This window comes from Allobosea sp. GW823-FHT01F03, assembly GCF_058798075.1.
Window position 1 is genome coordinate 2,407,748 of record NZ_CM179505.1, and the last position, 25,924, is coordinate 2,433,671.

Sequence of the window (25,924 nt, forward strand, 5' to 3'; positions counted from 1 at the left end):
CGGAGCTCTCCCGCGCCTCGCGGCGAGGCTCAACGGCGGATCGGCCCCATATCGCCCCCGATGCCCGGAGGAGGCAACGGCTTTCTCGGGGGGAGCGTCGCGTGGCGGTCCGGAAGCAGCGGCTTGCCGCTGCCGCTCAGGCGAAGGTGGGGGTCAGGATCGCCCGCGTGTGCAGCCAGCTCTCGCGATCGGGCGCGCAGAGCAGGCCAAGCGTCGGATTCGCCGGCTCGTAGACGCTGCCGTCGAGCATCCGGACATGCCCGCCGGCTTCGGCATAGAGCAGTGAGCCCGGCGCATGGTCCCAGGGGCTGAGGCGGCCATAGAGCAGGAAATGGCCGTTCCCGGCGGCGGCGAGCCGGTATTCATGGCCGCAGCAGCGCAGCGAGGAGACATTGGCGAAGGCGGGCATGCGGCCCGGCAACTCGCTGCGCAGCGGCTCCGGGAAATATTGCCAGCTCATCATGCCGGTCATCTCGGAGGGAGCCGCGCCCGGCGCCACCCGCAGATCGCGGCTCTTGCCGTCCGTGCGGGCGAGCCAGGCGCCTTCGCCGCGCAGCGCCATGGCGCTGTCCTCGACGACGGGGTCGTGGATCACCGCCGCGATGACCTCGCCCTTGACCAGTGCCGCCGCCATCACCGCGAAGAGCGGAAGGTCGGAGGCGTAGTTCAGCGTGCCGTCGATCGGGTCGATGACGAAGGCGAGCTCGGCATCGGCCAGCCGTTCGAGCAGAGCGGGGTCGGCGGCGGCAGCCTCCTCGCCGACCAGCGTGGCGCCCGGAAAGGCACGGGCGAGCTCGGCGCTGATGAAGCGTTCCGCCGCCTCGTCGGCCTCGGTGACGAGGTCGGTCGCCGAGCGCTTCTCGCGGATCTCGCCTTCGGCGAGGTTACGGAAGCGCGGCATCACCTCGCGGCGGCCGGCCTCGGCGAGGATGCGTGCGAGCGTCTCATGGTCCTGGCGTGAAAAGAGCATCGTGGTCCGGTCTCGAATGGCGTGGTCGCGCTCGCGGCCTTCAGCCGAGGTCGAATTCGACGAGGATGGGCTGATGGTCGGAGACCTTGGTCTCGACGTCGCAGATGACGGTGCGGGCGCGGGCGGCGAGATCGGGCGTCGCCAGCACATAATCGAGGCAGCCGGGCTGGCCATAGGTCTGGTCGAAGAGATTGGCGGTCGGCGGATGCGGCGCCTCGCCCATCACCGAGGGCCAGAGATCGACGAGCGGCGGAACCTCGCCCTCGAAGGGCGCCATCAGGCGCGCCAGAACCGGGTCGTCCGGCCGCATGTTGAAGTCGCCGGTGAGCACGGCGCTCGGCGAGCTCGGCGTCATCCTGTAGGTGTGCGGTCCGGCGGAACGGGGCTTGGCGTGACGGGCGAGGGCCATGCGGTGGGCCTCGCGGATGCCCTCGACCTGCGCGGCGCGCAGTTTCGAAGACGAGTATTCGAGATGCGTCGTCATCAGCCGGACCGGGCCGAGCGGGGTCGACGCCATCGCCTCGATCATGATGCGCGGCATGTTGCGCGTCTCGGCGGCCTCCCAGGGCAGGAGATGGCGCAGGATCTGCGCGACCGGATAGCGCGTCAGCAGCATGTTGCCGAAGCGCCGGCGGCCGCCCTTGCCGTCATCGACGTCGACGCCGATGCCCTCGATCGCGGTGAAGCCGGGCAGCAATTCGGCGAAGCGGGCGAACTGGTCGGTCTCGTCGTTGAAGTCGAGCTCCGGGAAATTGTCGGCGACCTCCTGCAGGCAGAGCACGTCGAAATCGGCCATCTGCCGAGCGTGGGCGATGACGCGCGCCGGGTCGACGCGGTTGTCCATGCCGCGGGCCCACTGAATGTTCCAGGTGATCAGTTTCATTGGAATAGCCGTCTCGTCACTTGATGCCTGCGCGCATGAAGCTCTGCACGAACTGACGCTGGAACAGCAGGAAGCCGACCAGAAGTGGGGCCGAGGTCATCAGGGTCGCCGCGCAGATCACGGCCCAGTCGATGCCCTGGTCGGTCGAGGAGAAAACCTGGAGGCCGACGGTGAGCGGCCGCGCCTCGACCGAGTTCGTCACCAGCAGCGGCCAGAGGAAGTTGTTCCAGTGATAGCTGACCGAGACGAGGCCATAGGCGATATAGGTCGGCCGGGCGAGCGGGACATAGACCTTCATCAGTACCTGGAGCGGGCTCGCGCCCTCGACGCGGGCGGCGTCGTCGAGCTCCTTGGGCACCGTCTTGAAGGTCTGCCGCAGCAGGAAGATGCCGAAGGCCGAGGCGATATAGGGCAGGGCGATCGCGGTGATGGTGTCGACCAGGCCGAGCTTGGCCATGGTGCGGTAGTTCTCGACGATCAGCGCGTCCGGCATGATCATCAGCTGGGCGAGGATCAGCGCGAAGGCGACGTCACGCCCCCAGAAGTCCTGGCGCGCCAGCGCATAGGCCGCGAGCGTGCCGAGCACGAGCTGGCAGACCAGGATCAAGGTCACCAGCACGAAGGTGTTGAGGAAATAGCGGGCGAAGGGCGCTGCCGCCCAGGCGCGGGAAAAATTCTCCAGTGTCAGCGGCGCGGTCAGCTCGAAGCGCGTCGTGAACTCGCTGGGATGGAAGGCCGCCCAGACCGCATAGGCCAGCGGCAGCACCCAGATCAGCGCGAGCAGGATCGCGCCGCAGGATTCCAGCGTCAGCGAAAGGCCTTTGGGCGCGTAAGGATCGGCGCGGCTGATGCCGCCGGCGGGCAGCTTTGCGGGCTTTGCGGCGGCGCTCATCGATAATGCGTCCTGCGTTCGAGCCAGCCATACTGGATGAAGGCGATCAGGGCGAGCAGGGCGAGCAGCACGCAGGTCAGCGCTGCCGCATAGGCCGTGTCCCAGAAGCTGAAGCCGACCTGGTAGATGTAGTAGAGCAGCAGCGTCGTCGCATTGTCCGGGCCGCCACGCGTCATCACGAAGAGATGGTCGACCATGCGGAAGGCGTTGATCATCGCGTTGATCAGGACGAACAGCGTCGTCGGCATCAGCAGCGGGAACTGGATCCGCCGGAAATAGGTCCAGCGCGAGGCGCCCTCGATCGCCGCCGCCTCGCCGAGGCTGGGCGGAATCGTCTGCAGCGCCGCGAGGTAGAAGATCATGAAGAAGCCGGCTTCCTTCCAGATCGCGACGATGGTCACGGCGTAGAGCGCGGTGTCCTGCGAGCCGAGCCAATTGGTCGAGCTGCCGCCGAAGAAGGCGACGATCTGCTCGAGCAAGCCGTATTGCGGCGTGAAGAAGAACAGCCAGATGTTGGCGACCGCGATCATCGGCAGCACGGTCGGCGTGAAATAGGCCATCCGGACCCAGGTTCGCGCCAGGATGCGGTCGTTGACCCAGACCGCCATCAGCAGGGCAAGCGCGATCGAGGTCGGCACCGTGCCAAGCGCGAACCAGAGATTATTGCTCATCGCCTTCCAGAAGATCGGGTCGGCGAGCATCTGCTGGTAGTTGTCGAGGCCGATGAACCGCGCGGGCCTGCGCCCGCGCGGTGTCGAGTAGAAGGAATCGATGAAGCTCGCGACGGCGGGCCAGTGCGTGAAGAGGGCGAGGCAAGCCATGGCCGGCAGCAGCAGCAGCCAGCCATGGAGGGTCGCGGTCGCGCGGGTGTTCATCGTCCGCTTCGTCGTCCGGTCAGCGATAGGGCTTGAGGATGCGCTCGGCCTCGGCCTGCGCGTCCTCCATCGCCTTCTGCGGCGCCTTGGTGCCGGTCAGCGCGGCCTGGAGGCCGTCATTGAGGGCCTTGGTGACGCGCTGGTTCTCATGGGTCGAGAGCTCGGCGACGGCGTGCGGAAGCTGGTCGCGAGCGACCAGGGCCGGCGGGAACTCGGCGGCGTATTTCTTCATCGCGGCGGTCTCGTAGGAATCCGGCCGCACCGCGACATAGCCGGTGTCGATGCTCCACTGCGCCGCGCGCTCGGGCGTGGTGATCCAGCGCACGAACTTGAAAGCGGCTTCCTGCTCGGCCTTCGAGGCCTTCTTGGAGATGTAGAAATTGCCGCCGCCCGTCGGGCTGCCGAGCCGCTTGCCGGCCGGCAGCAGGCCGACGCCGAAGGGGAACTTGGCGTTGCTCCTGACATTGGTCAGGTTGCCGGTGGTCGTCCACATCATCGCGACCTTGCGCTCGAAGAAGTCGCGCGGGGTGGTGCCCCATTCGACGATGCCGGTCGGGTGCACCTTGTGCTTCTGCGCGAGGTCGACCCAGTACTGCAGCGCCTCGACCACGGCCGGGTTGGCATAGTCGGTCTTGTCGCCCGCCGCATTGGCGAGGATCGCGCCGGCCTGCGTCGAGAGGCCCTGGAACAGCCAGTAGGGGAAGCCGGAGGAGGGGATCTGGATGCCCCATTGCGTGACGTTGCCGGCGGCGTCGCGCTTGGTCAGCTTCTGGGCGAAGGCGAGCTGCTCGGCCCAGGTCTTGGGCGGGGTCTCGGGATCGAGCCCGGCTTCCTTGAACAGCTCCTTGTTCCAGTAGAGGACCACCGTGGAACGCTGGAAGGGGATGCCCCAGGTCTTGCCGCCGGTCTGGCTGTTCTCCATGAAGCCGGGGAAGAAGCTGGCGAGCCACTTCTTGTCCTCGTCGGTCTTCACGAACTCGTCGAAGGGGACGATGGCGTCCTCGTCGATCAGCGTGAACATGTCCGTCGAGAGCAGCACCGAGAGCACCGGCGGCGTGCCGCTCTTGTGCGCGGTCAGCGCCTTGACGATCGTCTCCTGATAGGTGCCCGCATAGATCGGGTTGACCTTGATCCCGGCGTTCTCGCCGGCGAAGCCACTGGCATAGGCGTCGATCAGCTTGGTGATCGGCCCGCCGACGGCGACCGGGTAGAAGAACGAGATCTCGGCGGCCTGCTGCGCGCGTGCCAGCGCCGGCATCGCCACCGAACCGGTCAGCGCCATGGCGCCGGTCATGAATTCACGTCTGTCCATGTTCTGAACTCCCTGTTGTCGTGCGATCGCCCGGCTTCTGCGGCCGGATCACCCCGGAACCACCCTTCGCTCGGTCGACTGGTCGAACCAGTGCAGCAGCGATTGTGACAGCTTGATGTAGACCTTGTCGCCGGCCAAGGCCCGGACCTTGCCGGGGCGCCGGACGATGAAGGGATGGCCGTCGATGCGGGCCTCGATCAGCGTGTCGGCGCCGAGATACTCAACCGCGACCACCTCGGCCGCGATGCCGTTCTCGGCGAGCTCGCTCACTTCGGGGCGGATGCCGACGCTCAGCCTGGCGGGATCGAGCCCGGGAGGCGGAGCGATGTCGCCGCCGCCGGCGAGGAGCGCCGTCAAGGGCACGACGTTCATCGGCGGCGTGCCGACGAAGCGCGCGACGAAGATGCTGGCCGGATTCTCGTAGAGCTCGTCGGGCGGCGCGTCCTGCTCGATGCGGCCATTGCGCATCAGCACGACCTGGTCGGCCATGGTCATCGCCTCGACCTGGTCATGGGTGACATAGACCATGGTCATGCCGAGGCGCTGCTGCAATTCGCGGATCTCGCGCCGCATCTCGACGCGCAGCTGGGCGTCGAGATTGGAGAGCGGCTCGTCCATCAGGCAGACCGGGGCTCGCGCCACGATGGCCCGGCCGAGCGCGACGCGCTGCTGCTGGCCGCCGGAGAGCTGCGAGGGCTTGCGGTCGAGCAAGGCTCCGAGGCCGAGGATCTCGGCGGCGCGGGCGAGGCGCTCGTCGCGCTCGGCGCGCCCCAGCTTGCGGACCTTGAGCCCGAACAGGATGTTCTCGGCCACCGAGAGATGCGGGAACAGCGCATAGTTCTGGAAGACCATGGCGATGCCGCGGCCCGAGGGCGGCGCCTGGGTGACGTCCTTGCCGCCGATGGCGATGACACCCGAGCTGGCATCCTCCAGCCCGGCGATCAGCCGCAGCGTCGTCGACTTGCCGCAGCCGGATGGGCCGAGCAGCGCGACGAGCTTGCCCTCGCCAACGGTGAAGGTCACCTGGTCGACGGCGGCGGTTCCGCCCCAGTTCTTAGAAACGGCCTTGAGCTCGACTGATACCATACGCTGACCGGTTCTTCCCGATAGACATTGCCTCTGCCCGGCCGAATCCGCAGCGTCCTGCATCTTTTTCCCCGGCGTGCGCGAGCATGCCGGTATTTTGCCGGCGCACAAGCCTTCCTCCACAGGGAGTATCGCGTGCCGGCGTCGCCTCGGCTGGGAGACCGACTGCCTTCATAAAGCTGTTGCGTGCCGGTGCAAGTGTCCGCTACGCTTATTCCAAGCGATGAGAGAAATGGATCAGATGTTCCATTTTCTTGGAATAAGGTCGCATAGGGAGACGGTGTTGCGGGCCGAACGGCAACAGAGCTTGCGCTCGGGCGAGGCGATCAGCGTGCGCGGTCTGCACGTTGGCTACGGCAATACGCGTGTCCTCCACGGCATCGATCTCGATTTCTCGCCCGGCAGCTTCACTGCGCTGCTCGGCTCCTCCGGCTGCGGCAAGACCACGCTGCTGCGCTCGCTGAGCGGCTTCGTGCCGGTCCAGTCCGGCTCGATCATGGTCGGAGGGCGCGATGTCGCCGGGCTGCCGCCTGAAAAGCGCGGCATGGCGATGGTCTTCCAGTCCTACGCGCTCTGGCCGCATATGACGGTGCTCCAGAATATCGGCTACGGGTTGAAGCTGCGCGGCGTGCCGAAGGCCGAGATCGCCGCCAAGGTCGCCGCGATGCTCGAATTCCTCGGCCTTTCCGGCTATGAGGGCCGCAAGGTCACGGCGCTCTCGGGTGGCCAGCGCCAGCGTGTCGCGCTCGGCCGGGCGCTCGCCATCGATCCCGGCATCCTCCTGCTCGACGAGCCGCTCTCCAATCTCGACGCCAAGATCCGCATGACGATGCGGCATGAGATCCGGGCGATCCAGCAGCGCCTCGGCGTGACGGCCGTCCATGTCACGCATGATCGCGAGGAGGCGATGACCATGGCCGATCGGCTGGTCATCATGGAGGCCGGGCGGATCGCCCAGGTCGGCACGCCGGAGGAGGTCTATGATCGCCCGGCCAGCGCCTTCGTCGCCAATTTCATGGGGGCGGAGAACATCCTGCCGCTGCGCGTCGAGCATTCTGCGGGCGGCGCCTCGCTGTTCGCCGGCGATGCCGCGGCCGAGCTGCCGCCGGCCCTGCGCGACGCCCTGCCTGCCGGCCGGGCAATGGCCTATTTCCGCGACGATGTCGCGCGCCTCGATGCGGCCGATGCGCCGTCGGCGGGGGATCTGGTGATGGCGGGCCATGTCGCGGCCCGTGCCTATCCGGGTGGGGTCTATCGCTACCGCGTCAAGACCGACGACTGCGAGGTCACGGTCGACGACGCCACCCGTCACGAACTCGGAGCGAAGGTCGGGCTGCGCATTCCCGTGCAGCGCCTTCACATCTTCCCGGCATCCGAGGCCGGGCTTGCTGCCTGACAGGGGTTGATCACATGCGCACGCTCACGATTGCCTGTTCGATCGCAGCGCTGATGGCGGCGACGCCGCTCTCGGCGCAGACACTCAACGTCGCCACGGCCGGCGACCAGAACATGGTCGACTATGTGAAGGACTATCTCGGGCCGATGTTCGAGAAGGCTCATCCCGGGGTGAAAGTGGTCTCGGTCGGCACCGGGCCGGGCGATTCCGGCTCGCAGAAGATCTATGAGAAGCTCGACGCCCAGAAGGCCTCGGCCGCCACGGATTTCGACGTCGTCGTGATCCACCAGAAGGCCGCCGGCACGATGGTCAAGGAAGGGCTCCTCGCCAAGTACACCGGCGGGGTCGACACCGCGAAGCTCGTCTCCAGCGAGGCGGCGAAGAACGCGCTCGGCGCCGACGTCTCCGGCTATGTCCTGCCGATGTTCCAGTCGCAGACCGCGCTGGCCTACAATGCCGATCTGTTGAAGACCCCGCCGAACAGCTTCGCCGAGCTGAAGGACTGGGTGAGCAAGAACCCGAAGCAGTTCGGCTATAACGGCATCAAGGGCGGCATGTCCGGCGTCGCCTTCGTCACCGGCTGGGTCTATGCCTTCGGCGGCGATGCCGACAAGCTGGTCAAGGGTCCCTATGATCCGGCGGTGAAGGCCGGCTGGGACGGCGCGCTCGCCGATCTCAAGACCTTCAACAAGAACGCGGTCATCACCCCCGGCAATGCCGGCACGCTCGACATGCTGAACCGCGGCGAGATCGCCATGGGGCCGGTCTGGGTCGACATGTTCTATTCCTGGCAGGCCGACGGCAAGTTGCCGCCGAACATGAAGCTCAAACTCGCCGCGCCGGGCATGCCGGGTCAGCCGATGTATTACGCCGTGCCGGAGAAGACCGCGCACCGCAAGCTGGCGGAGGCGTTCATCGCGCTCGCCACCAGCCCGCAGGTCCAGGCCGACGGCATCGTCAAGCGCTTCAACTGGTATCCGGGCATCGATGCCAAGAACCTCGAAGGCAAGCTCGACCAGGCCGCCTGGAACAAGCTCTTCACCGATATCACCCCAGCCGATCTCAGCGCCAAGGCGAAGCCGTTCCCGATCGCGCCCTACTTCAACGACATTCTCGAAAGCTACGAGAAGAAGGTCGCGAACTGAGCCTCACCCCCAATCGCGGCCCGGCTCCTGCCGGGCCGCATCTTTCCCGATGGCGCCCAACATGCTGTCTCAACGCCAACTGGCGCTGATCCTGATCGCTCCCGGCCTGTTCCTCGTCGCGGCGCTGTTCCTCTACCCGCTCGGCTTCTCGCTGATCTCGGCCTTCACCCGGCCGGACGGCTCGCTGACGCTGGAATGGTTCGCCAAGGCCTTCGAGCTCTATTCGGGCGACATCCTCTTCACCATCATCATCGTGGTGACCTCCTGCGTGCTGACCGGGCTCGCCGCCATCGCGATCGCCGGCACGCTGACGCTCGGCGAGAACCGCTGGGTCGTCGGCACGCTGCGGGCGCTCTATCGCTGGCCGCTGTTCATTCCGTTCATCGTCGCGGCGCAGTGCATGCGCACCTTCCTCGCCAAGAACGGGCTGATGAACAACACCTTCGTCTCGCTCGGGCTGATGGAGCCCTTGAGCGCGACGAGCTTCCTCGACTGGCGCGGCATCATCGCCACCTTCGTCTGGAAGCAGACGCCTTTCGTCGCGCTGCTGCTCGCCGGCGCGCTCGCCTCGATCGACCGGGCGACGCTGGAGGCCGGGCGCAATCTCGGCGCCTCGCGCCCGCGCGTGCTCTTCGAACTCGCTCTGCCGCAGGTGATGCCGACGCTGCTGGTCGCGCTCGTCCTGTCCTTCGTGACGATGCTCTCGGTGCTCTCGGTGCCGATGATGGTCGCCGGCTCGCAGCCGACCATGCTGACCGTCGACATGGCCTTCCGGATCAACGCCTATGGCGACTATTCGACCGCCAACGCCCTCGGCGTGATCACCTATCTGATCAGTGCCGGTGCCGCGATCCTCTATCTGAAGCGCGGGCTGGCCAAGGAGGGCGCGCCATGATGCGGCTCGCTTCCGCCGCCAGGGCGACTTTCGCCGCGGCCATCCTCACCGCCTTCGCCTTCGTTCTGATCGGCCCGCTCGCCAATCTGGCGCTGTGGTCGGTCGCCGAGCGCTGGTACACGCCCTACAAGCTGCCGGTGACCTATGGCACGCGCTATTGGGAGCAGGTCTTCCGGCCGACCGGCGACGCCATGGCTTCGCTCGGCACCAGCGTCTGGATCGCGGTGCTGACGGTCATCGTCGCGCTCGCCTTGTCGATACCCGCCGGCTACGCGCTGGCGCGGCTGAAGCTGCCGATGCGGGCGGCCTTCATGGTGCTCTTCCTGCTGCCGCAGGCCTTTCCGTCGGTCGCGATCTACATCAACGTCGCCCGCGTCTTCTACCAGCTCGGCATCAACGGCACGGTGCTGGGCGTGGTGCTGGTCCATGCCGCGCATGGGCTGGTCTATTCGGTCTGGATTGCGGCAGCGGCCTTCGCCGCCGTCGACAAGGACCTCGAACTCGCCGCGCGCAATATCGGCGCCTCGCCGCTGCGGACCTTCTTCACGGTGACGCTGCCCTTGGCGATGCCGGGCATCATCGCCAGCGGCATCTTCGTCTTCCTGGAATCGCTCGACGAGTTCACCGGCACCTTCTTCGTCGGCGTGCCGCAGGTCACAACGCTGCCGCTGCTGCTCTACAATGCGGCGATGGGCGGCAACTACCAGGTCGCCTCGATCACGGCACTGATCCTGCTCGTGCCCTCGGTGCTGTTCATGCTGTTCATCGAGCGCTTCCTGCGCGCGGACGTGCTGGCGAAGGTCGGCGCCTGAGGCCGGCCCCGCTACTCCGCCCAGGACAGCAGGATCTCGCCGGCGATGGGCTTCACAGCCCTGATGTCGGCATCGCTTGAGGAAAACTCGCTATCGCCGGAGACGCGATCAAGCGCCGCGGCATTGGCCCCTGGCGTATCGTGGAAGCGGACGAGCAGCCGGCAGCCGCCGCCTGCCTTGGCCAGCTTCCCACCTCGCCAGTCGGTTGCGGTGCCGGCATAGTCCCAGCCGAAGCCGAGGATGGTGAAGGGGCCGCCATTGGCCTTCTCGACCGCCGCGAGTGAGGTGCCGATGCCGATAGGCGTGCCGTCCGGGGTCTGGACGACCTGCGTCGAGCCTTCGCGGATGTAGATCGTCGCCGGGCGCCGCCGTTTCGCGCCGTCATGCCAGATCAGTTCGATGCGGCGCTTGCCGTCGCCCGGGAAGATGATGGCGCCTTGCTGCTTCTCGCCCTCGCCGACCTCGATCCGCGCCCGCCGGACATTCGCCTTGCCGAAGGCCCGGATCAGCGAGGCCTCGTCGGCATTGCGGGCGAAGGGGCCGGTGCAACTGAGCGGGGCGGACTGCGCGAAAGCCGGGGCGGCGGCGAAGAGCGCCGTTGCGGCGACGGCGTGTCGTAACCGGAAGGGAGAGCATGGGCGCGGAGCGGAACGCATGCGCTATTTAGCGCGCCTTCCGCAAGGGAAGATAGGCCCGTCCTTCAGATGCGTCGCGCCCACTTCCGGCGAACTTTTCAAGCCGCGCAACGTTTCAAGCGGTGAAGGGAGCCTCAGATGACGATGTACCACCAGGCCGCAGGCGAGCCCGGCGGCGATCCGCTGCCGCCCATGCCGCCGCCCGAATTGCCGCCGCTGACGCCGGGCGAGGTGCCGCCGGCGCCGCCGGTCGAGACGCCGCCCGATGCCGAACCGATCGGCATTCCGACCGATCCGCCGCCGGAACTGCCGCCGAACGCGCCGCCGGAAACACCGCCGGCGACGCCTGTCGACCTGCCGCCGGCACGCGATCCGCGCCAGCCGCAGGAGTGAAAGGGCCCGTACGGGTCCTCGGTCAAACCAGTCTCAGAGCGCCGGCGTGTTGCCGTCGCCGAGATCCCAGTAGAGCCCGGCCATCATGGCGAGCGCCTCGCGGGCGATCGCGACCGGCAGGTGCTCATTGGGGGCGTGCTGCGAGCAGCCCGGATAGGAGTGCGGCACCCAGATCGTGCGCAGGCCGAGGATCTCCGAGAAGATGTCGTTCGGCAGCGAGCCGCCGAGATTGGGCAGCAGGGCCGGCTTCTTGTTGGTCGACTTGGCGATCGAGGCCAGCGCCCAATGCACCCAGGCATCCTCGGGGTCGAGGCGGGTCGCGTTGAAGATCTCGTCACGGGCGAGCGTGACCTCGACCATGTCGAGGCCCTGGCGCTTCAGATGGCGGCGCAGAGCCGGCAGCACCTCGTTCGGGTCGATGCCGACGACGAAGCGCAGCTGGCAGCGGGCCCAGGCGCTCGGCGGCACGGCGTTGACCGGGGTTTCCGGCACGCCCGACTTCATCGCCAGAACGTCGAAGGAGCACCAGCCGAAGACCTGCTCGGCCGGCGACAGGCCGGGCTCGCCCCAGTTCGGATCGATGGTCGGGCCGTCCGGGCCGCCATCGACCTCGCAATCGGCCAGCGCCTTGCGGACCGGCTCGGGCAGCTCCTTCGGCACCCATTCATGGATGCGGATCTGGCCGGTCGGGCCGGCGATCGAGGCGATGGCATGGGCGAGCTGGATCGCCGGGTCGGAGAGGATGCCGCCCCAGTTGCCGGAATGGTGGCCGCCCTCGCGGGCATTGATCGAAAGGTCGAAGGTGACGCCGCCGCGCGAGCCGAGGAAGATGGTCGGGCGCTCGGCATTGAGGCGCGGCCCGTCGGAGCCGATCAGTACGTCCGACTTGAACAGCTCCTTCTGCTCGGTGCAGAGCTCGCGCAGGCCCGGCGAGCCGCATTCCTCGCCCATCTCGATCAGGTATTTGGCGTTGAAGCCGAGCTTGCCGCGGGTTTCGAGCACGGCGCGCAGGGCATTGATGTTGATGACGTGCTGGCCCTTGTTGTCGACCACGCCGCGGCCGTACCAGCGGTCGCCGCGCTCGGTCAGTGTCCAGGGTGACAACCCCTCGCTCCATTGCGCGTCGAGGCCGCGGATGACGTCGCCATGGCCGTAGCCGAAGATCGTCGGCAAAGACGGGTCCTCGATGCGCTCGGCGAAGAGGAAGGGTCCCTTGGCGCGCGGATGGGTCAGCGTCCTGCAGGTGAAGCCGAGGCCTTCGAGCAGCGGGCGCATCTCGTTTTCGAGATAGTCGCTGAGCACGGGCGCGCGCTCGGGATTCTGGCTCTCGGTCGGCATGGCGATGAGACGCGAGAGGTCGCGCTTGAGACTGCCGGAATCAAAGTAGTCCTGGGCATGCGCGACGGCCTGGGCGCGGGTCATGGGAACGTCTCCTCGCTGGGAATTCTGCCTGTCCCGGCCTCATCCTGAGGAGCCGTGCAGCGGCGTCTCGAAGGATGCTCCAGTGTGCTCTGGAAGCATCCTTCGAGACGCGATCTGCCATCGCTCCTCAGGATGAGGGCCGAGGGGAAAATGGACATGTCAGGCGGCGGCGGTGCTCGCCGGTTCGTCATAGAGATGGCAGGCGACGAGGCCGGCCGCGTCCTGGCGCAATTTCGGCTCGACGCTGGCGCAACGCTCCGTCCGCGCCGGGCAGCGCGGGTGGAACGGGCAGCCGCTCGGCGGGTTGAGCGGGTCCGGGAAGGCGAGGCCGAGCCCGGTCTCCGGGATGCCCTTGCCGGGCTCCGGCGTCAGCACGGAAGCGAGCAGCGCCTTGGTGTAGGGATGGCGCGGCGCCTTGAAGAGCGTCGCCGTATCGGCGAGCTCGACGACGCGGCCGAGATACATCACCGCCACCCGCGTCGCGATATGCTCGACGACGACGAGGTTGTGGCTGATGAAGACATAGGTCAGGCCGAGCTCGCGGCGCAGATCGTTGAGCAGGTTGAGGATCTGCGACTGCACGGAGACGTCGAGCGCCGAGGTCGGCTCGTCGCAGACCACCATCTCCGGATTGAGGATCAGGGCACGGGCGATGGCGACGCGCTGGCGCTGGCCACCGGAGAGCTCGCGCGGATAGCGGTCGGCGAAGCGGCGGGGCAGGCCGACCTTGTCGAGGATGGCGATGGCGCGCTCGCGGCGTTCCTTGGCGGTGCCGATGCCCTGGACGGCGAGCGGCAGCGCGACGATCGAGGCGATGGTGCGGCGCGGGTTCAGCGAGGAATAGGGGTCCTGGAACACCGGCTGGACCCGCTTGGCCATGCCGAGCCGGCCGAGCTTGCCGACATCTTCGCCGGCGAGTGCGATCTCGCCGCTGGAGGGCGGCAGCAGGCCGAGCAGCATGCGCGCCAGCGTGGACTTGCCGCAGCCGGATTCGCCGACGATGCCGAGCACCTCGCCCTTGGCGATGGCGAGCGAAACGCCGTTGACGGCGTGGAGCTTGCGCTTGCCCTTGAACAGGCCCTGGCTGACCGAGAAGGAGCGGGTGAGGTCCCGCGCCTCGAGCAGGATCGGATTGGTCGCGCTCATGCCGCGTCCTCCAGGATGCAGCGCCAGCTATGCCCGTCCGGCCGCTGTCGCAGCGGGGGCGCCTCGGCACAGGCGGGCTTGGCGTGCTTGCAGCGGTCGCGGAAGCTGCAGCCCCTGATCTCGCCGACCAGGGAAGGAACGACGCCCGGAATGACGCCGAGCTTGCCGCCGGGCTCTGTACGACCGGGCACCGGGATACAGTCGATCAGCCCTTGCGTGTAGGGGTGGCGCGGATTGCGGAAGATCGCCTCGGTCGGACCTTCCTCGACGATCTGGCCGGCATACATCACCCCGACCCAGTCGGCGATGCGGGCGACGATGCCGAGATCATGGGTGATCAGCACCATGGCGATGCCGAGCTCCTTCTGGAGATCGGCGAGCAGGCGCAGGATCTGGGCCTGGATGGTGACGTCGAGGGCGGTGGTCGGCTCGTCGGCGATCAGGAGGTCGGGCGAGCACATCAGCGCCATGGCGATCATGACGCGCTGGCGCAGGCCGCCGGAGAGCTGGTGCGGATACTGGCCGAGGCGCTGGGCGGCATTGGCGATGCCGACCTTGCCGAGCAGCAGGATCGCGCGCTCGCGGGCCTCGGCCTCGCTCGCCTTGCGGTGCAGCTTGTAGGCCTCGGTCATCTGGTCGCCGATGGTGTAGGCGGGGTTCAGCGCCGTCATCGGTTCCTGGAAGATCATCGCCATGCGGTCGCCGCGCAGCGCGTTGATGCGCTTGGCACCGGCCTTGGCGAGGTCCTCGCCGGCGAAGGAAAGGCGCTTCGCGCTCTTCTTCGCCGCCTTGGGCAGGAGGTCCATGATCGCGAGCGAGGTCATCGACTTGCCGCAGCCGGATTCGCCGACGAGACAGAGCGTCTTGCCCTTCTCGACGGTGAAGGAGAGTTCGCGCACCGCATGCAGCGGGCCGCGCGGGGTCGCGATGTCGACGCTGAGGCCGTCGACCTGGAGGATGGCTTCGCTCATCAGGTGCGCCCCTCCGGCGAGATGACGTCGCGCAGGCCGTCGCCGGCGAGATTGATCGCGAAGATCAGCAAGGCAAGCGCGCTGCCGGGCAGGGCGATGAGCCAGAACGAGAAGAACATGTAGGCCTTGGCTTCCGAGATCATCAGTCCCCAGGAGGGCAGGGGCGGCTGCACGCCGAGCCCGAGGAAGGACAGCGCCGCCTCGAGCAGGATGGCGCTCGCCGCTTCCAGCGTCGCGACGACGATGAGATGCGGTGCGATGTTGGGCAGCACCTCGCCGAGGATGATGCGGCTGGTCGAGGCGCCGGCGGACTGGGCCGCGGCGACATAGTCGAGCGAGCGGACCTGCTGGGTCGCGCTGCGCATCACCACCGCGAAACGGTCCCATTTGAGCAGGCCGAGCACGAGGATGACGATCCAGAGCGAGGAGCCGACGATGGCGACGACGGCGAGCGCCACCAGGATCACCGGCATGGAGAGCCGGGTGGTGACGAGGAAGGTCATCACCATGTCGATCCGGCCGCCGAAATAGCCGGCGAGCAGACCCATGGTGGTGCCGATCAGCCCGGAGATGATGACGACGCTGATGCCGATCAGCAACGAGATCCGGGCGCCGTAGAGCAGGCGCGAGAGATAGTCGCGCCCGAGCGGGTCGGTGCCGAGCGGATGCACCCAGTTGCCCTTCTCATACCAGAAGGGCGGGATGTTCCGCGCCGTCAGGTTCTGCAGATAGGGGTCGTGCGGTGCCAGAAGCGGGGCTGCGAGCGCGATCAGAATGAACAGCACGAGCAGGCCGAAGCCGAAGACGAAGGCCTTCTGGCCGAGGAAACGGCGCAGCAGCTTGCGACCTTCGGAGAGCTCGGGCGCTTCGGCGACGGAGAGGGAGGTTTCGCTCATGGTCAGGCCACCCGGATGCGCGGATCGAGCCAGGCATTGGCGATGTCGGCGGCGAGCGTCAGCAGCACATAGACGACGGAAAGCAGCAGGACGACGACCTGCATGACCGGGAAATCCTTGTAGGTGATGCTCTGATAGGCGAGGTAGCCGAGGCCATCGAGCGCGAAGATCGTCTCGATCACCACGGAGCCGCCGAGCAGGAAGCCGAGCTGCACCGCAGCCAGGGCCACGACGGGAACGACGGCGTTGCGCAGCGCATGCTTGAAGATGATCTTGCCGGAGGGCAGGCCCTTGGCCCGGGCGGTGCGGATATAGTCGGCCGAGAGCACTTCGATCATGCCGGCGCGGATCAGCCGCATGAAGGCCGGCGCGGCATAGTAGCCGAGCGCCACGGTCGGCATGATGTAGTGCTGCCAGGTCGCGGAGCCGGAGACCGGCAGCCAGCGCAGGGTGATCGAGAACAGCATCACCAGGATCAGCGCGAAGAAGAAGTTCGGCATTGCCTGGCCGAAGACCGCGACGGCGAGCGCCACCCGGTCGATCCAGCTATTGGCGTAGATCGCCGCGAGCACGCCGAGCGGGATCGAGATCAAGAGCGCGAAGGCGAGCGAGGTCAGGCCGAGGATCAGCGTCACCGGCATCTTGGCCAGGACCAGCTCGGAGACGTCGGTCTTGAAATAGATCGATGTGCCGAAATCGCCGCGCAGCGTCTTCCAGAGCCAGTCGAGATACTGGACGAGGAGCGGCCGATCGAGCCCGTAGGTCTTGCGGATCACGTCGATGTCCGCCTGCTGCGCGCCTTCGCCGGCGATCGCGACCGCGACATCGCCGGACAGTCGCAGCAGGAAGAAGGCGATGGCCGAGACCGCGAGCGCGACCATCAGTGCCAGGCCAAGACGTTTGAGTATGAAGCCGAGCATGGGGCTTCCTTCGAAGTCTGAAGGGTTATGTTCGCCAGGCCGGCGAGCGACCGGCCTGGCGTCATGGTCGGCCTCGAGCCGACCATCTCGTGACTGAGAGTCTCGGGCCTACGCTTCGCTGCGCCCGAGAACGACGCTGCGCGTCACTTCCAGCCCATTTCCCAGAAGCGGACCATCTCGTCCGGATAGGCCTTGAAATTCAGGTCCTTGTTGGCGACGTAGTAGACCGGCAGCGAGTAGAGCGGCGTCGCATAGGCCTTGTCGGCGATGATCTTGAGCGCGCCCTTGTAGGCTTCCTTGCGGACCGCCGGATCGACCGAGTTGTTGCCCTTGTTCAGGAGGTCGCGGACCGCCGGATCACGGGTGATGTCCTCGCTGCGGAAGGCGAAGTAGTTCGGGGTCGCGGCCGAGACGTCGTTGACCGAGAAGGAGCCCCAGGTCTGGTGGGTCAGCATCGCCTTGTTGGTGGCGATCTGCTCGCGCATCGCGGCATATTGCAGGAAGCGCAGATTGGTCTTGATGCCGACGGCCTGGAGATAGCCGATCAGCGCCTCGGTCTGGTTGCGCTCGCGATAGGCGACGATGTCCAGGGTCAGGTCCTTGACGCCGGCTTCGGCCAGCAGGGCCTTGGCCTTGGCGGGATCGTAATTGTAGCGCGTCGCGCCCTCGTCGGTGCAGCCGAACTGCGAGGGGAAGCAGATCGTGTTGATGACGCGCGAGCCTTCGCCGACGATGTTCTTGACCATCGCCTCACGGTCGATGGCGTGGATGATCGCCTTGCGGACGCGCTCATCCTTGAGCGCCGGCGCCGGGGTGCCGTCCTGGATGTTCATCTGCATGAAGACGATGCGCATCGTCTCGCCGGAGACGACCTGCAGGGTCGGCACGGTCTTGAGCTGGTCGGCCTGGTCCTTGGGGACGTGCATGATCAGGTCGCCGCCACCCGAGAGCATCTCGGCCATCTGGGTCTGGCGATCCGGGATGAAGCGGATGTCGATCTTGCCGATCTTGGGCTGCGGCTTCGGCGAATCCTTGAAATAGTCCTTGTTGAGCTCGAGCGTGATCGACTTGCCCGGGACGTAGTTCGAGACCTTGTAGGGGCCCGAGCCGACCGGCTTCTCGTTCTGGCCCTTGGGGCCGACCTTCTCGTAATACTCGTTCGGATGGATCACCACCGGGCCGGCGAGATATTCGATCGCGGCCGGGAAAATCTCCTTGGTGGTCAGGCGGACCTTGTACTTGTCGAGCTTCTCGGCCTTCTCGATCCAGTTGACGTTGCCCTGGGTGACGACCTTGTTCTCGGGCTTGGAGATGAAGTTCAGCGTGTAGACGACGTCGTCGGCGTCGAACTCCTCGCCATTGTGGAACTTCACGCCCTCGCGCAGCTCGAACTCGATGGTCTTGTCGTCGATCTGCTTCCAGCTCTTGGCGAGCTGGCCCTTGTACTCATTGGTGTTCGGGTCGCGGTAGATCAGCGTGTCCCAGACATTGGCGCCGATGATCACGCCGATGCGGACATTGTTGAAGAACGGGTCGACGTTCTCGGGCGCCTGGTCATAGGCGAAGCGGACCGTGTTGGCGGCCTTCTGGGCGGAGGCCGGCATGGTGGTCAGGGCCGCCATGGCGGTACCCGCCAGCGCGACGGCCAGCGTCTTCATCGAGATTCGCATTCTTATCCCCTCACGGCTTCATCGAGCGTGCTGACAAAGCTCCGCCACGGCTGGACTGCCGCAGTTTTGCTTTATTCGAAATCTGCCCAAGGATTGAGCTTGCCGCCATAAGAATGAATCGAAGGGATCGTTGCCGAACCGGCAAAGCTTCTCTAAAGCCGCGCCATGCAGACAGCGGCCCTCCGATATTTCCTGGCGGTGGCGCGGACCGGCTCGGTCAGCGCGGCGGCGCAGCGCCTGCGGGTGGCGGCTTCGGCCGTCAGCCGTCAGATCGCCAATCTCGAAAAGGAGCTCGACGCCGACCTGTTCGAGCGGCGCTCGCACGGCATGATCGTGACTCAGGCGGGCCAGACGCTCGCGGCCTATGCCCAGCGCCTTGAGCTGGAGGCCGAGCAGGTCGTCAACGAGATCCGCGAACTGCACGGCGCCGGCCGGGGGCTGATCCGCCTGGGCGTCACCGAGGGCTTCGCCGTCTCCTTCATTCCCGAGACGATCTATGCCTTTCGGCAGCACTATCCGGACGTCGCCTTCGACATGAAGGTGATGTCGCCACAGGTCGTGACCGAGCAGGTCCGCACCGGCGCGATCGACCTCGGCCTGACTTTCGTGCTGCAGCAGGAGCGCGGCGTCACCATCAATTGGCAATGCGCCGTACGGACCTATGCCTTCGTCGCACCGCCTCATCCGCTGGCGCAGCAGGAAACCGTCCGAATCGAGGACATCTTCGCCCATCCGATGGCGGTGCTCGACAACGAGGCGACGGTGCGCAAGATCGTCGACATCTATTTCTCGGCGCGGGGGCTGACCGTCGATCCGGTGCTGACCTCGACCAATGTCGCGAGCCTGCGCCATTTCTGCAAGCTCGGCGGCGCCGTGATGTTCGCCAGCTCGATCTCCTTCGGCGCCTCGATCCGCGACGGCTCGGTGGTGGCGCTGCCGCTGAAGGACGGCGAATTGCCGCCGCGCAGCCTGCAGATCCAGACCATGTCCGGCCGGGCCCTGCCCAAGGTGGTGACGAATTTCATCGGCACGCTGATCGAGCGGCTGCAAAGCGAGAACGCGGCGGTCGCCGAGGCCGCGCTCGCAGGCGAAGCGGCGAAGCCGGGTGACCGTCCGCAAGGGCTACAGGGATGAGGCTCGATGACGTGACGGGCCAGGGCGCCGCGGCCGACACCATGGTGCCGCATCCGCACCAGCTGGTGGCGCGCGACGCGATCCTGGCGGCACGGGCGGCCGGCAAGCCCGGATTCCTGCTCGGCGATCTCACCGGCCTCGGCAAGACGCTCTCGGCCTGGCTCGCCATCGCGGCGATGCCTGAGCAGGAGGTGCTGGTGATCTGCCCGAAGGGTGCGATCCCGCAATGGCGGCGCACCATCGCCCGTTCCGGCCTGCCGTCGAAAAAGCTGACCCTGATGAATTTCGAGCGGACGAAATCGCTGCTCGCGCCGCCGCCGGCGAGCAACAAGCGTTCGACCAGGGCGAAGAACAACGAACTCGCCAAGCATGGCACGCCGAAGCGCGTCTGGCCGCTGGTGGTAATCGACGAGGCGCACCGCATCCGCAATCCGAATTCGCAGCAGGGGCTGGTCTGCCGGCAGATGGCGGCGGCGGCGCAGTTCACGATCTATATGAGCGCGACGGCCGGACAGGCGCCGCACGAACTCTCCTATCTCGCGAGACTGCTCGCGGACGCGACCGGCGCGCCCGATGGCGATCTCGACGGTTTTCGGGCACTGATGAAGAAGCTGAAGATCGGCCGTGCCAAGGGGCGCTGGAAGAACTGGAGCTGGGAGCCGAACGAGGCCGACCGCAAGGTGATGGCCGAGCTGCTCTATCGCGGCCGCAACGCCATTGGCCTGCGCCGGCGGCCGGAGGAGATCGCCGGCTGGCCGGAGGTGCAGCGCGAGCTTGCCCCCGTCGCGCTCGATGCGAGCGAGCGCAAGCTCTACGACGCGACCTGGCGCGAGTTCCGGCGCGAGCTCGGTCTCGCCGGCGGCTCGACCCGCAAGCCGGCCGGCTGGGCCGCCGATCTGCGCTTCCGCCAGAAGGCGAGCCTGCTCAGGACCGCCGGCACCGCGGATTTCTGCCAGGACCTGCTCGAGAATGACGAGCAGGTCGCGATCTCCGTCGCCTTCCTCGAAACCGGCGCCATGCTGGCGGAGAAGCTCGCGGGACGGGGCTGGCGCGTCGGCTCGATCACCGGCGAGCATTCCGGCGAAGCCAATGAGGCGACGCGGATCGCCTTCCAGACCGGCAGGCTCGACGCCGTCATCTTCACCGTGACCGAGTCGATCTCGCTGCATAAGGGCGAGATGCCGGGCGGGGAGCGCGAGCGGGCGCTTGTGGTCCACGATCTGCGCCACAGTGCGATCCAGCTGCAGCAGATCGAGGGGCGTTGTCATCGCGACGGCCAGCACGCGACGATCTTCTACGCCTATGCCGAGGATACGGTGGAAGAGAAGGTCGCTGCGACGGTGCTCGCCCGCATGGCGGCGATGGAGGGACTCGCCGGCGACGAGACCGCCCTGATCGAGGCGATCGCCGGCGAGATCGAGCAGGCGGCACTGGCGCGGGAGGCGGCTTAGCCGGTGCCTATCCCGTTATGGCCGGGCTTGCCACGTCTTGGCCTTTGCCTATCAGCCTCGGTGTTCAGGACGTGGATGCTCGCCGCAAGGGCGAGCATGACGGCGTCGTTCAATTCATCTGCGTGCGCGGCGGCGTGTCCGGCGCCCGCTCGCTGACGCGCTTGGCTTCGTCGACCACGCGCTCGGTCGCGCCGACGGCCTTGGACCAGAGGTCGCGCGTATAGGCGCCCTGATGGACCACGGCGTCATAGCCGATGGCGAGGACCGCGATCACCAGCAGAATGCGAAACATGGGATGTCCCCCGTCATTGCGATGTCGGCTGGAAGAACGCCTCGGCCGCCGGGCGGTTCCGCATCGCATCGTGGACGACCGGTTGACCGGGGCGGTGCGGCATTGTCCCCTCACGGCCTGACAACGCTTCGCAGGGCCGCGGGAGAGAAACGGCATGTTCGACGATCTGAAGGGAAAGCGCGTACTGGTGACCGGCGCCTCCTCCGGCCTGGGGGCGCATTTCGCCCGGCTGCTGGCGGAGCGCGGCGCGCATGTCGCCGCTGCGGCGCGCCGTACCGACCGGCTCGCGGCACTGGCGCGGGAGGCTACCGGCCTGCCGGGGAAGATTGTGCCGGTCTCGCTCGATGTCGGCTCGGTCGCGGCGATCGAGAGCGGCATCGCGGAGGCGGCCAACCTGCTCGGCGGGCTCGACGTCCTCGTCAACAATGCCGGCGTCGGCGAGACGGAGCAGGCGCTTTCGGTGAGCGAGGCGCAATGGGACGCCCAGCTCGATGTCAACCTGAAGGGCTGCTTCTTCGCGGCGCAGGCGGCGGCGAAGATCATGGTGGATCAGGGACGTGGCGGCGCCATCGTCAACATCGCCTCGATCCTCGGCGAGCGCGTCGCCGGCAGGGTTGCGCCCTATGCGATCTCCAAGGCCGGGCTGATCCAGATGACCAAGGCGCTGGCGCTGGAATGGGCGCGCCATGCGATCAGGGTCAATGCGTTGGCGCCCGGCTACATCGTCACCGACATCAACCGCGAGTTCTTCGCCAGCGAGGCAGGCGAGGCGCTGAAGAAGCGCATCCCTATGCGCCGGGCCGGCGAACTCGCCGATCTCGACGGTCCGCTCCTGCTGCTCTGTTCGGATTCCGCCCGCTACATGACCGGCGCGGTCGTCGCCGTCGATGGCGGGCACTTGGTGAGCGGACTGTAGTCGATCCGTTTGTCCGTTATTCCGGCCGCAGCGAAGCGGAGCGCCGGAAATCACGGACGCGACGTTGCTACAACTCGTCATGCTCGCCCCTGTGGCGAGTATCCACGTCTTGAACACAGGTCGCGACCAGCGAAGACGTGGATGGTCGGGACAGGCCCGACCATGACGGAAAGGGCGGTGTTCATGGCTTCCGGGCTCAGGCCTGTGACCTGCCCCCGGAAAGAGCGCAGCGTGTTCTAGCTGGCCGGCAGCAGGTCCCTCAGCCTGATCAGGGCGATCTTCTCGACCTGCGCCAGTGCCGTCCCGAACTCCTGCTCCGGCGTGCTCTTCAGCCTAACCTCGAACGCGGCGAGGATGTCCGCCTTGGTCAGGCCCTTCACCGCGAGGATGAAGGGAATGCCGAACCGCGCCTTGTAGGCCTCGTTCAGCGCGGTGAAGCGGGCGCGCTCGTCGGATGTCAGCCGGTCGAGCCCGGCGGAGCCCTGCTCGCCGGCCGATTCCGGCGTCAGCTCTCCCGCCGCAGCGATCTTGCCGGCAAGGTCCGGATGGGCGAGGAGCAGCGCCTTCTGCCGCTCGCGCGGGGCGGCGCGCATCACCGCGACCATCGCCCGGTGCAGCGCCTCGGCGCCGTCATGCTGCGGTCCGAGGCCGGCAGCATGGGTCGCCTCGGCGATCCAGGGCGAATGCTCCCAGATGCGGCCGAAGACCTCGACGAACAGCGCCTTCGGCACGGCCGAGGGGCGATAGCCGCCGGCGGGCGGATGCGTTCGTACCCAGTGGCGGGCGATGTCGAGCCGGGTCGCGACCCAGACCCTGTCATGACCCCGGACATAGTCGAGGAAGCGGGCGAGGGCGGCGGCGCGGCCCGGGCGGCCGACGAGGCGGCAATGCAGGCCGACCGACAGCATCTTCGGGGCGGTCTCGCCTTCCGCATAGAGCGTGTCAAAGGAGTCCTTGAGATAGGCGAAGAACTGGTCGCCGCTGTTGAAGCCCTGCGGCGTCGCGAAGCGCATGTCGTTGGCGTCGAGCGTATAGGGCACGGCGAGCTGGGGCCCATGCGGGCCTTCGAGCCAGTAGGGCAGTTCGTCGGCATAGACGTCGGCGGTGTAGAGGAAGCCGCCTTCCGCCATGGTCAGGGGGATGGTGTTGACCGAGGTGCGGCCCTGATAGCAGCCGAGCGGGCGCTCCCCGGCGAGCTCGGCCTGGATGCGGATCGCTTCCTCGATATGGGCGCGCTCGGTCTCGGCTGGCAGGTCGCGATAGTCGATCCATTTCAGCCCGTGCGTGGCGATCTCCCAGCCGGCCTCCTGCATCGAGGCGACGATCTCGGGATAGCGCTGCAGCGCCGATGCGACGGCGAAGACGGTGACCGGCAGCTTGCGCTGCGTGAACATCCGCCAGAGCCGCCAATAGCCGGCGCGCGAGCCGTATTCGTAGATCGACTCCATGTTCATGTGGCGTTGGCCGGGCCAGGGCGCGGCGCCGACGATCTCGGAGAGGAAGGCTTCCGAGGCCGCGTCGCCATGCAGCGTGCAGTTCTCGCCGCCTTCCTCGTAGTTGATCACGAACTGCACCGCGATCCGCGCCTCGCCCGGCCAATGCGGATGCGGCGGGGTGCGGCCATAGCCGACGAGGTCGCGCGGATAGGAGGAGCTCATAGCTAGATTCAGGTCCATGCGACGGTGATTCAGGAGCGGCGCGTAAGGCGTTGGAAACGGAATCGTTTCGCCTCAGCTGCCGCGATAGGTCGAGTAGCTCCAGGGCGAGGCGAGAAGCGGCACGTGATAGTGCCCCTCCGGCTCGGCGATGCCGAAGCGGATCGGCACCTGGTCGAGGAAAGCGGGCTCCGGCTGGGCCGTGCCGAGGCCTCGAAAATAGTCGCCGATGCGGAAGCTCAGCTCGTAGCAGCCTGTCGTCAGCGTGCCGCTCAGCAAGGGAGCGTCGGTGCGGCCATCGGCATTGGTCTGGGTTTCCAGAACGCGATTGCGCGAGCCGTCCGGGGCGATCCAGTCGAGCGTGAGGCGTACCCCCGCTGCCGGCCTGCCATTGACCGTGTCGAGCACATGCGTCGACAAGCGCCCCATGCCTGATCCTTTCGCTGATGATGCCGCGGGAGCGCGGCGGGAATGATGCTTGCGTTCCGGAAAAGGCCGAACCTAGTCTGGAGACAGCATGCAAGTTCCATCCCCGAATCTGCCCTGTCAATTCGCGCGCCGAGGCGCCTTCGCGGAGACGCCGCATGCTTGAGGCCTATCTCATGGAATGGGGCGGCATGCTGCTGCGCTGGCTGCACGTCATCGCCGCCATCGCCTGGATCGGCTCGTCCTTCTTCTTCATCCATCTCGACGCCTCGCTCAGGGCGGCGCCCGATGCGCCCCAAAACGCGGCCGGCCAGCCGACCCAGTTCCTCGCCTGGCAGGTGCATGGCGGCGGCTTCTACGCGATGCGGAAATATCTGGTCGCGCCGGAGGTGCTGCCGAAGGAACTGACCTGGCACAAATGGCAGGCCTACTGGACCTGGATCTCCGGCTTTTTCCTCCTGGTCTGGGTCTATTATGCCCAGTCGGAACTCTATCTGATCGACCCGGCGGTGATGGCGCTCTCGCCCTTCGCGGCGGGAGCGATCGGCATTGCGGCTTTGGCCGGCGGCTGGCTGTTCTATGGCCTGCTCTGCAAGTCGCCGCTGGGCAGGAACGACGTCGTGCTCGGGCTGCTCGGCTTCGGCTATGTCATCGCCGCGAGCTGGGCCTTCTCCAGTGTCTTCTCGGGGAGGGGCGCGCTGATCCATACCGGCGCGCTGATGGCGACGATCATGTCGGCCAACGTCTTCTTCGTGATCATGCCGAACCAGCGCAAGACCATCGCCGCGATGGTCGCCGGCGAGGTGCCCGATCCGAAATACGGCAAGCAGGCCAAGCAGCGCTCGCTGCACAACAACTACATCACCCTGCCGGTGCTGTTCCTGATGCTGGCGAACCATTACCCGGTGACCTACGCCAATTCGGCGGTGATCCCGGTTCTGGTCGCGCTCGTGATCGTCGCCGGCGCGCTGATCCGCCACTTCTACAATGTCCGCCATGCCGACCATGCGAAATCGCCCTGGTGGACCTGGGCGGTGGCGGCGCTGGCACTCTGGCTCGCCTTCTGGGTGGCGATGGCCTCCTCGCCCGGTGGGCGCGAGCGACTCGGCCTGAAACCGTTGCCTGAGGCCAGGCCGATCATGCTGGCGGGGTTGGTGCCGCCGCCGGCCGAGGTCGCCAACATCGTCACCGGGCGCTGCGCCATGTGCCATGCGCCGGAGCCGTCCTGGCCCGGCATCGGGGTCGCTCCGAAGGGCGTCTATCTGCACGAGCCGGAGCTGATCGCGCGCCAGCGCCATGCGATCGGCGTGCAGGCGGTGATGACCCATGCCATGCCGCCGAACAATCTGTCGGGGATGACCACGGATGAGCGGCGCCAGCTCGCCGCCTGGGTGGCGCAGAAGCGCTGAACTGTTCGGGGGCGTTGTCCCTCCAGCCCTCATCCTGAGGAGCCGCCCTCGGGTCCGGCCTTCGGCCGGCCCAAGGATAAACTCCGGGGCGTCTCGAAGGATGCTCCAGTTCGCTCTGAGCCTTCCGATCATCCTTCGAGACGCGATCTGCGATCGTTCCCCAGGATGAGGGCTGAGAACGAGATTCCGCGACCCTGGTAGCGGCGCGTTGACGCTGCCGCGTGAATCTGAACGGCGCGCCGGTTTCATTCAGTTTCGGTTCACGTCGCGGGCCGCATTTTTCCGGCCTGTTCAAATCGGCGTGAACAACCCCCCGGCAAGC

At 67.0% G+C, this 25,924-nt stretch carries 25 protein-coding genes; 9 read left to right on the forward strand and 16 right to left on the reverse strand.

Annotated elements, in window-relative coordinates; genetic code table 11:
• Positions 1 to 136 precede the first annotated feature (136 nt).
• Genes AC3RCC_RS11440 through AC3RCC_RS11465 form a run of 6 tightly spaced genes read right to left on the reverse strand, consistent with a single transcriptional unit; the run spans position 137 to position 6,018 of the window.
• On the reverse strand, positions 137 to 970 hold the full coding sequence (locus AC3RCC_RS11440; protein WP_492258474.1) for an inositol monophosphatase family protein: 834 nt from the start codon (positions 968 to 970) through the stop codon (positions 137 to 139).
• A 40-nt stretch (positions 971 to 1,010) separates the two neighbouring features.
• Positions 1,011 to 1,853: an endonuclease/exonuclease/phosphatase family protein gene (locus AC3RCC_RS11445; protein ID WP_492258475.1), complete on the reverse strand. Its 843-nt coding sequence runs from the start codon at positions 1,851 to 1,853 to the stop codon at positions 1,011 to 1,013.
• Between the two features lie 16 nt (positions 1,854 to 1,869).
• On the reverse strand, positions 1,870 to 2,745 hold the full coding sequence (locus AC3RCC_RS11450) for a carbohydrate ABC transporter permease (RefSeq protein ID WP_291634221.1): 876 nt from the start codon (positions 2,743 to 2,745) through the stop codon (positions 1,870 to 1,872).
• Entirely contained in the window at positions 2,742 to 3,620 is an 879-nt protein-coding gene (locus AC3RCC_RS11455; protein ID WP_291634224.1) for a carbohydrate ABC transporter permease, read from the reverse strand. Before AC3RCC_RS11455 ends, AC3RCC_RS11450 begins: the two co-directional genes overlap by 4 nt.
• Positions 3,621 to 3,639: 19 nt before the next feature.
• Positions 3,640 to 4,932, reverse strand: coding sequence for an ABC transporter substrate-binding protein (locus AC3RCC_RS11460; protein ID WP_492258476.1), 1,293 nt, complete (start codon positions 4,930 to 4,932; stop codon positions 3,640 to 3,642).
• A 48-nt stretch (positions 4,933 to 4,980) separates the two neighbouring features.
• Positions 4,981 to 6,018 (reverse strand): ABC transporter ATP-binding protein, encoded by a 1,038-nt coding sequence (locus tag AC3RCC_RS11465; RefSeq protein WP_291634228.1) that lies wholly within the window; start codon positions 6,016 to 6,018, stop codon positions 4,981 to 4,983.
• A gap of 283 nt (positions 6,019 to 6,301) precedes the next feature.
• On the opposite strand from AC3RCC_RS11465, the gene AC3RCC_RS11470 reads away from it, so the two are divergent.
• The 4 genes from AC3RCC_RS11470 to AC3RCC_RS11485 all read left to right on the forward strand — a co-directional run bounded on the left by AC3RCC_RS11470 (position 6,302) and on the right by AC3RCC_RS11485 (position 10,266).
• Entirely contained in the window at positions 6,302 to 7,414 is a 1,113-nt protein-coding gene (locus tag AC3RCC_RS11470; protein ID WP_492258477.1) for an ABC transporter ATP-binding protein, read from the forward strand.
• 14 nt (positions 7,415 to 7,428) lie between these two features.
• Positions 7,429 to 8,559, forward strand: coding sequence for an ABC transporter substrate-binding protein (locus tag AC3RCC_RS11475; RefSeq protein WP_452117859.1), 1,131 nt, complete (start codon positions 7,429 to 7,431; stop codon positions 8,557 to 8,559).
• A gap of 64 nt (positions 8,560 to 8,623) precedes the next feature.
• The gene (locus AC3RCC_RS11480) at positions 8,624 to 9,454 is read left to right on the forward strand and encodes an ABC transporter permease (RefSeq protein ID WP_414644950.1); all 831 of its coding nucleotides are present in this window, start codon (positions 8,624 to 8,626) and stop codon (positions 9,452 to 9,454) included.
• Entirely contained in the window at positions 9,454 to 10,266 is an 813-nt protein-coding gene (locus AC3RCC_RS11485; RefSeq protein WP_291634432.1) for an ABC transporter permease, read from the forward strand. Before AC3RCC_RS11480 ends, AC3RCC_RS11485 begins: the two co-directional genes overlap by 1 nt.
• Before the next feature lie 11 nt (positions 10,267 to 10,277).
• Here AC3RCC_RS11485 and AC3RCC_RS11490 read toward each other — a convergent pair whose 3' ends face one another.
• Positions 10,278 to 10,922 (reverse strand): hypothetical protein, encoded by a 645-nt coding sequence (locus AC3RCC_RS11490; protein ID WP_291634236.1) that lies wholly within the window; start codon positions 10,920 to 10,922, stop codon positions 10,278 to 10,280.
• Positions 10,923 to 11,039: 117 nt separating this feature from the next.
• Here AC3RCC_RS11490 and AC3RCC_RS11495 point away from each other — a divergent pair, with 117 nt between their 5' ends.
• Positions 11,040 to 11,294, forward strand: a complete 255-nt coding sequence (locus AC3RCC_RS11495) for a hypothetical protein (RefSeq protein ID WP_291634238.1) — start codon at positions 11,040 to 11,042, stop codon at positions 11,292 to 11,294.
• 33 nt (positions 11,295 to 11,327) lie between these two features.
• Here the strand turns inward: AC3RCC_RS11495 and AC3RCC_RS11500 are convergent, their stop codons facing one another.
• The 6 genes from AC3RCC_RS11500 to AC3RCC_RS11525 form a co-directional block, all read right to left on the reverse strand.
• The gene (locus AC3RCC_RS11500) at positions 11,328 to 12,716 is read right to left on the reverse strand and encodes a M20 family metallopeptidase (RefSeq protein ID WP_492258478.1); all 1,389 of its coding nucleotides are present in this window, start codon (positions 12,714 to 12,716) and stop codon (positions 11,328 to 11,330) included.
• A 159-nt stretch (positions 12,717 to 12,875) separates the two neighbouring features.
• Positions 12,876 to 13,862 carry an ABC transporter ATP-binding protein gene (locus tag AC3RCC_RS11505; protein WP_291634242.1) on the reverse strand — a complete coding sequence of 329 codons (987 nt, stop codon included), beginning with the start codon at positions 13,860 to 13,862 and terminating at the stop codon, positions 12,876 to 12,878.
• Positions 13,859 to 14,833, reverse strand: coding sequence for an ABC transporter ATP-binding protein (locus AC3RCC_RS11510; protein WP_291646833.1), 975 nt, complete (start codon positions 14,831 to 14,833; stop codon positions 13,859 to 13,861). The genes AC3RCC_RS11505 and AC3RCC_RS11510 overlap by 4 nt, the downstream gene beginning before the upstream one ends.
• Entirely contained in the window at positions 14,833 to 15,729 is an 897-nt protein-coding gene (locus tag AC3RCC_RS11515) for an ABC transporter permease (RefSeq protein WP_291634246.1), read from the reverse strand. Before AC3RCC_RS11515 ends, AC3RCC_RS11510 begins: the two co-directional genes overlap by 1 nt.
• A gap of 2 nt (positions 15,730 to 15,731) precedes the next feature.
• Complete coding sequence (locus tag AC3RCC_RS11520; protein ID WP_291634248.1) at positions 15,732 to 16,649, reverse strand: ABC transporter permease; 918 nt, start codon at positions 16,647 to 16,649, stop codon at positions 15,732 to 15,734.
• Positions 16,650 to 16,792: 143 nt separating this feature from the next.
• Positions 16,793 to 18,319 carry an ABC transporter substrate-binding protein gene (locus AC3RCC_RS11525; protein ID WP_492258479.1) on the reverse strand — a complete coding sequence of 509 codons (1,527 nt, stop codon included), beginning with the start codon at positions 18,317 to 18,319 and terminating at the stop codon, positions 16,793 to 16,795.
• 165 nt (positions 18,320 to 18,484) lie between these two features.
• Here AC3RCC_RS11525 and AC3RCC_RS11530 point away from each other — a divergent pair, with 165 nt between their 5' ends.
• Complete coding sequence (locus AC3RCC_RS11530; RefSeq protein WP_492258480.1) at positions 18,485 to 19,453, forward strand: LysR family transcriptional regulator; 969 nt, start codon at positions 18,485 to 18,487, stop codon at positions 19,451 to 19,453.
• On the forward strand, positions 19,450 to 20,904 hold the full coding sequence (locus AC3RCC_RS11535) for an SNF2-related protein (RefSeq protein ID WP_492258481.1): 1,455 nt from the start codon (positions 19,450 to 19,452) through the stop codon (positions 20,902 to 20,904). Before AC3RCC_RS11530 ends, AC3RCC_RS11535 begins: the two co-directional genes overlap by 4 nt.
• Before the next feature lie 109 nt (positions 20,905 to 21,013).
• Here AC3RCC_RS11535 and AC3RCC_RS11540 read toward each other — a convergent pair whose 3' ends face one another.
• Positions 21,014 to 21,196 (reverse strand): hypothetical protein, encoded by a 183-nt coding sequence (locus AC3RCC_RS11540; RefSeq protein WP_492258482.1) that lies wholly within the window; start codon positions 21,194 to 21,196, stop codon positions 21,014 to 21,016.
• A gap of 154 nt (positions 21,197 to 21,350) precedes the next feature.
• On the opposite strand from AC3RCC_RS11540, the gene AC3RCC_RS11545 reads away from it, so the two are divergent.
• Positions 21,351 to 22,112, forward strand: a complete 762-nt coding sequence (locus AC3RCC_RS11545) for an SDR family NAD(P)-dependent oxidoreductase (protein ID WP_492258483.1) — start codon at positions 21,351 to 21,353, stop codon at positions 22,110 to 22,112.
• 236 nt (positions 22,113 to 22,348) lie between these two features.
• Here the strand turns inward: AC3RCC_RS11545 and puuE are convergent, their stop codons facing one another.
• Together puuE and uraH are read right to left on the reverse strand one after the other, a co-directional pair.
• Complete coding sequence (gene puuE / locus AC3RCC_RS11550) at positions 22,349 to 23,770, reverse strand: allantoinase PuuE (protein ID WP_492258776.1); 1,422 nt, start codon at positions 23,768 to 23,770, stop codon at positions 22,349 to 22,351.
• Between the two features lie 72 nt (positions 23,771 to 23,842).
• Entirely contained in the window at positions 23,843 to 24,196 is a 354-nt protein-coding gene (gene uraH / locus AC3RCC_RS11555; RefSeq protein ID WP_291634262.1) for a hydroxyisourate hydrolase, read from the reverse strand.
• Positions 24,197 to 24,351: 155 nt separating this feature from the next.
• Here uraH and AC3RCC_RS11560 point away from each other — a divergent pair, with 155 nt between their 5' ends.
• Positions 24,352 to 25,602, forward strand: coding sequence for a urate hydroxylase PuuD (locus AC3RCC_RS11560; RefSeq protein WP_492258484.1), 1,251 nt, complete (start codon positions 24,352 to 24,354; stop codon positions 25,600 to 25,602).
• Positions 25,603 to 25,924: the final 322 nt, after the last annotated feature.

Bases quoted from the DNA above. Each gene is read 5' to 3' on its own strand.
- AC3RCC_RS11545 (WP_492258483.1), top strand. From the start codon at position 21,351: ATGTTCGACGATCTGAAGGGAAAGCGCGTACTGGTGACCGGCGCCTCC.
- uraH (WP_291634262.1), bottom strand. From the start codon at position 24,196: ATGGGGCGCTTGTCGACGCATGTGCTCGACACGGTCAATGGCAGGCCG.
- AC3RCC_RS11530 (WP_492258480.1), top strand. From the start codon at position 18,485: ATGCAGACAGCGGCCCTCCGATATTTCCTGGCGGTGGCGCGGACCGGC.
- AC3RCC_RS11485 (WP_291634432.1), top strand. From the start codon at position 9,454: ATGCGGCTCGCTTCCGCCGCCAGGGCGACTTTCGCCGCGGCCATCCTC.
- AC3RCC_RS11560 (WP_492258484.1), top strand. From the start codon at position 24,352: ATGCTTGAGGCCTATCTCATGGAATGGGGCGGCATGCTGCTGCGCTGG.
- AC3RCC_RS11450 (WP_291634221.1), bottom strand. From the start codon at position 2,745: ATGAGCGCCGCCGCAAAGCCCGCAAAGCTGCCCGCCGGCGGCATCAGC.
- AC3RCC_RS11540 (WP_492258482.1), bottom strand. From the start codon at position 21,196: ATGTTTCGCATTCTGCTGGTGATCGCGGTCCTCGCCATCGGCTATGAC.
- AC3RCC_RS11520 (WP_291634248.1), bottom strand. From the start codon at position 16,649: ATGCTCGGCTTCATACTCAAACGTCTTGGCCTGGCACTGATGGTCGCG.
- AC3RCC_RS11460 (WP_492258476.1), bottom strand. From the start codon at position 4,932: ATGGACAGACGTGAATTCATGACCGGCGCCATGGCGCTGACCGGTTCG.
- AC3RCC_RS11525 (WP_492258479.1), bottom strand. From the start codon at position 18,319: ATGCGAATCTCGATGAAGACGCTGGCCGTCGCGCTGGCGGGTACCGCC.
- AC3RCC_RS11490 (WP_291634236.1), bottom strand. From the start codon at position 10,922: ATGCGTTCCGCTCCGCGCCCATGCTCTCCCTTCCGGTTACGACACGCC.
- AC3RCC_RS11500 (WP_492258478.1), bottom strand. From the start codon at position 12,716: ATGACCCGCGCCCAGGCCGTCGCGCATGCCCAGGACTACTTTGATTCC.
- AC3RCC_RS11445 (WP_492258475.1), bottom strand. From the start codon at position 1,853: ATGAAACTGATCACCTGGAACATTCAGTGGGCCCGCGGCATGGACAAC.
- AC3RCC_RS11440 (WP_492258474.1), bottom strand. From the start codon at position 970: ATGCTCTTTTCACGCCAGGACCATGAGACGCTCGCACGCATCCTCGCC.
- AC3RCC_RS11515 (WP_291634246.1), bottom strand. From the start codon at position 15,729: ATGAGCGAAACCTCCCTCTCCGTCGCCGAAGCGCCCGAGCTCTCCGAA.
- AC3RCC_RS11535 (WP_492258481.1), top strand. From the start codon at position 19,450: ATGAGGCTCGATGACGTGACGGGCCAGGGCGCCGCGGCCGACACCATG.
- puuE (WP_492258776.1), bottom strand. From the start codon at position 23,770: ATGAGCTCCTCCTATCCGCGCGACCTCGTCGGCTATGGCCGCACCCCG.
- AC3RCC_RS11495 (WP_291634238.1), top strand. From the start codon at position 11,040: ATGACGATGTACCACCAGGCCGCAGGCGAGCCCGGCGGCGATCCGCTG.
- AC3RCC_RS11510 (WP_291646833.1), bottom strand. From the start codon at position 14,833: ATGAGCGAAGCCATCCTCCAGGTCGACGGCCTCAGCGTCGACATCGCG.
- AC3RCC_RS11455 (WP_291634224.1), bottom strand. From the start codon at position 3,620: ATGAACACCCGCGCGACCGCGACCCTCCATGGCTGGCTGCTGCTGCTG.
- AC3RCC_RS11465 (WP_291634228.1), bottom strand. From the start codon at position 6,018: ATGGTATCAGTCGAGCTCAAGGCCGTTTCTAAGAACTGGGGCGGAACC.
- AC3RCC_RS11505 (WP_291634242.1), bottom strand. From the start codon at position 13,862: ATGAGCGCGACCAATCCGATCCTGCTCGAGGCGCGGGACCTCACCCGC.
- AC3RCC_RS11475 (WP_452117859.1), top strand. From the start codon at position 7,429: ATGCGCACGCTCACGATTGCCTGTTCGATCGCAGCGCTGATGGCGGCG.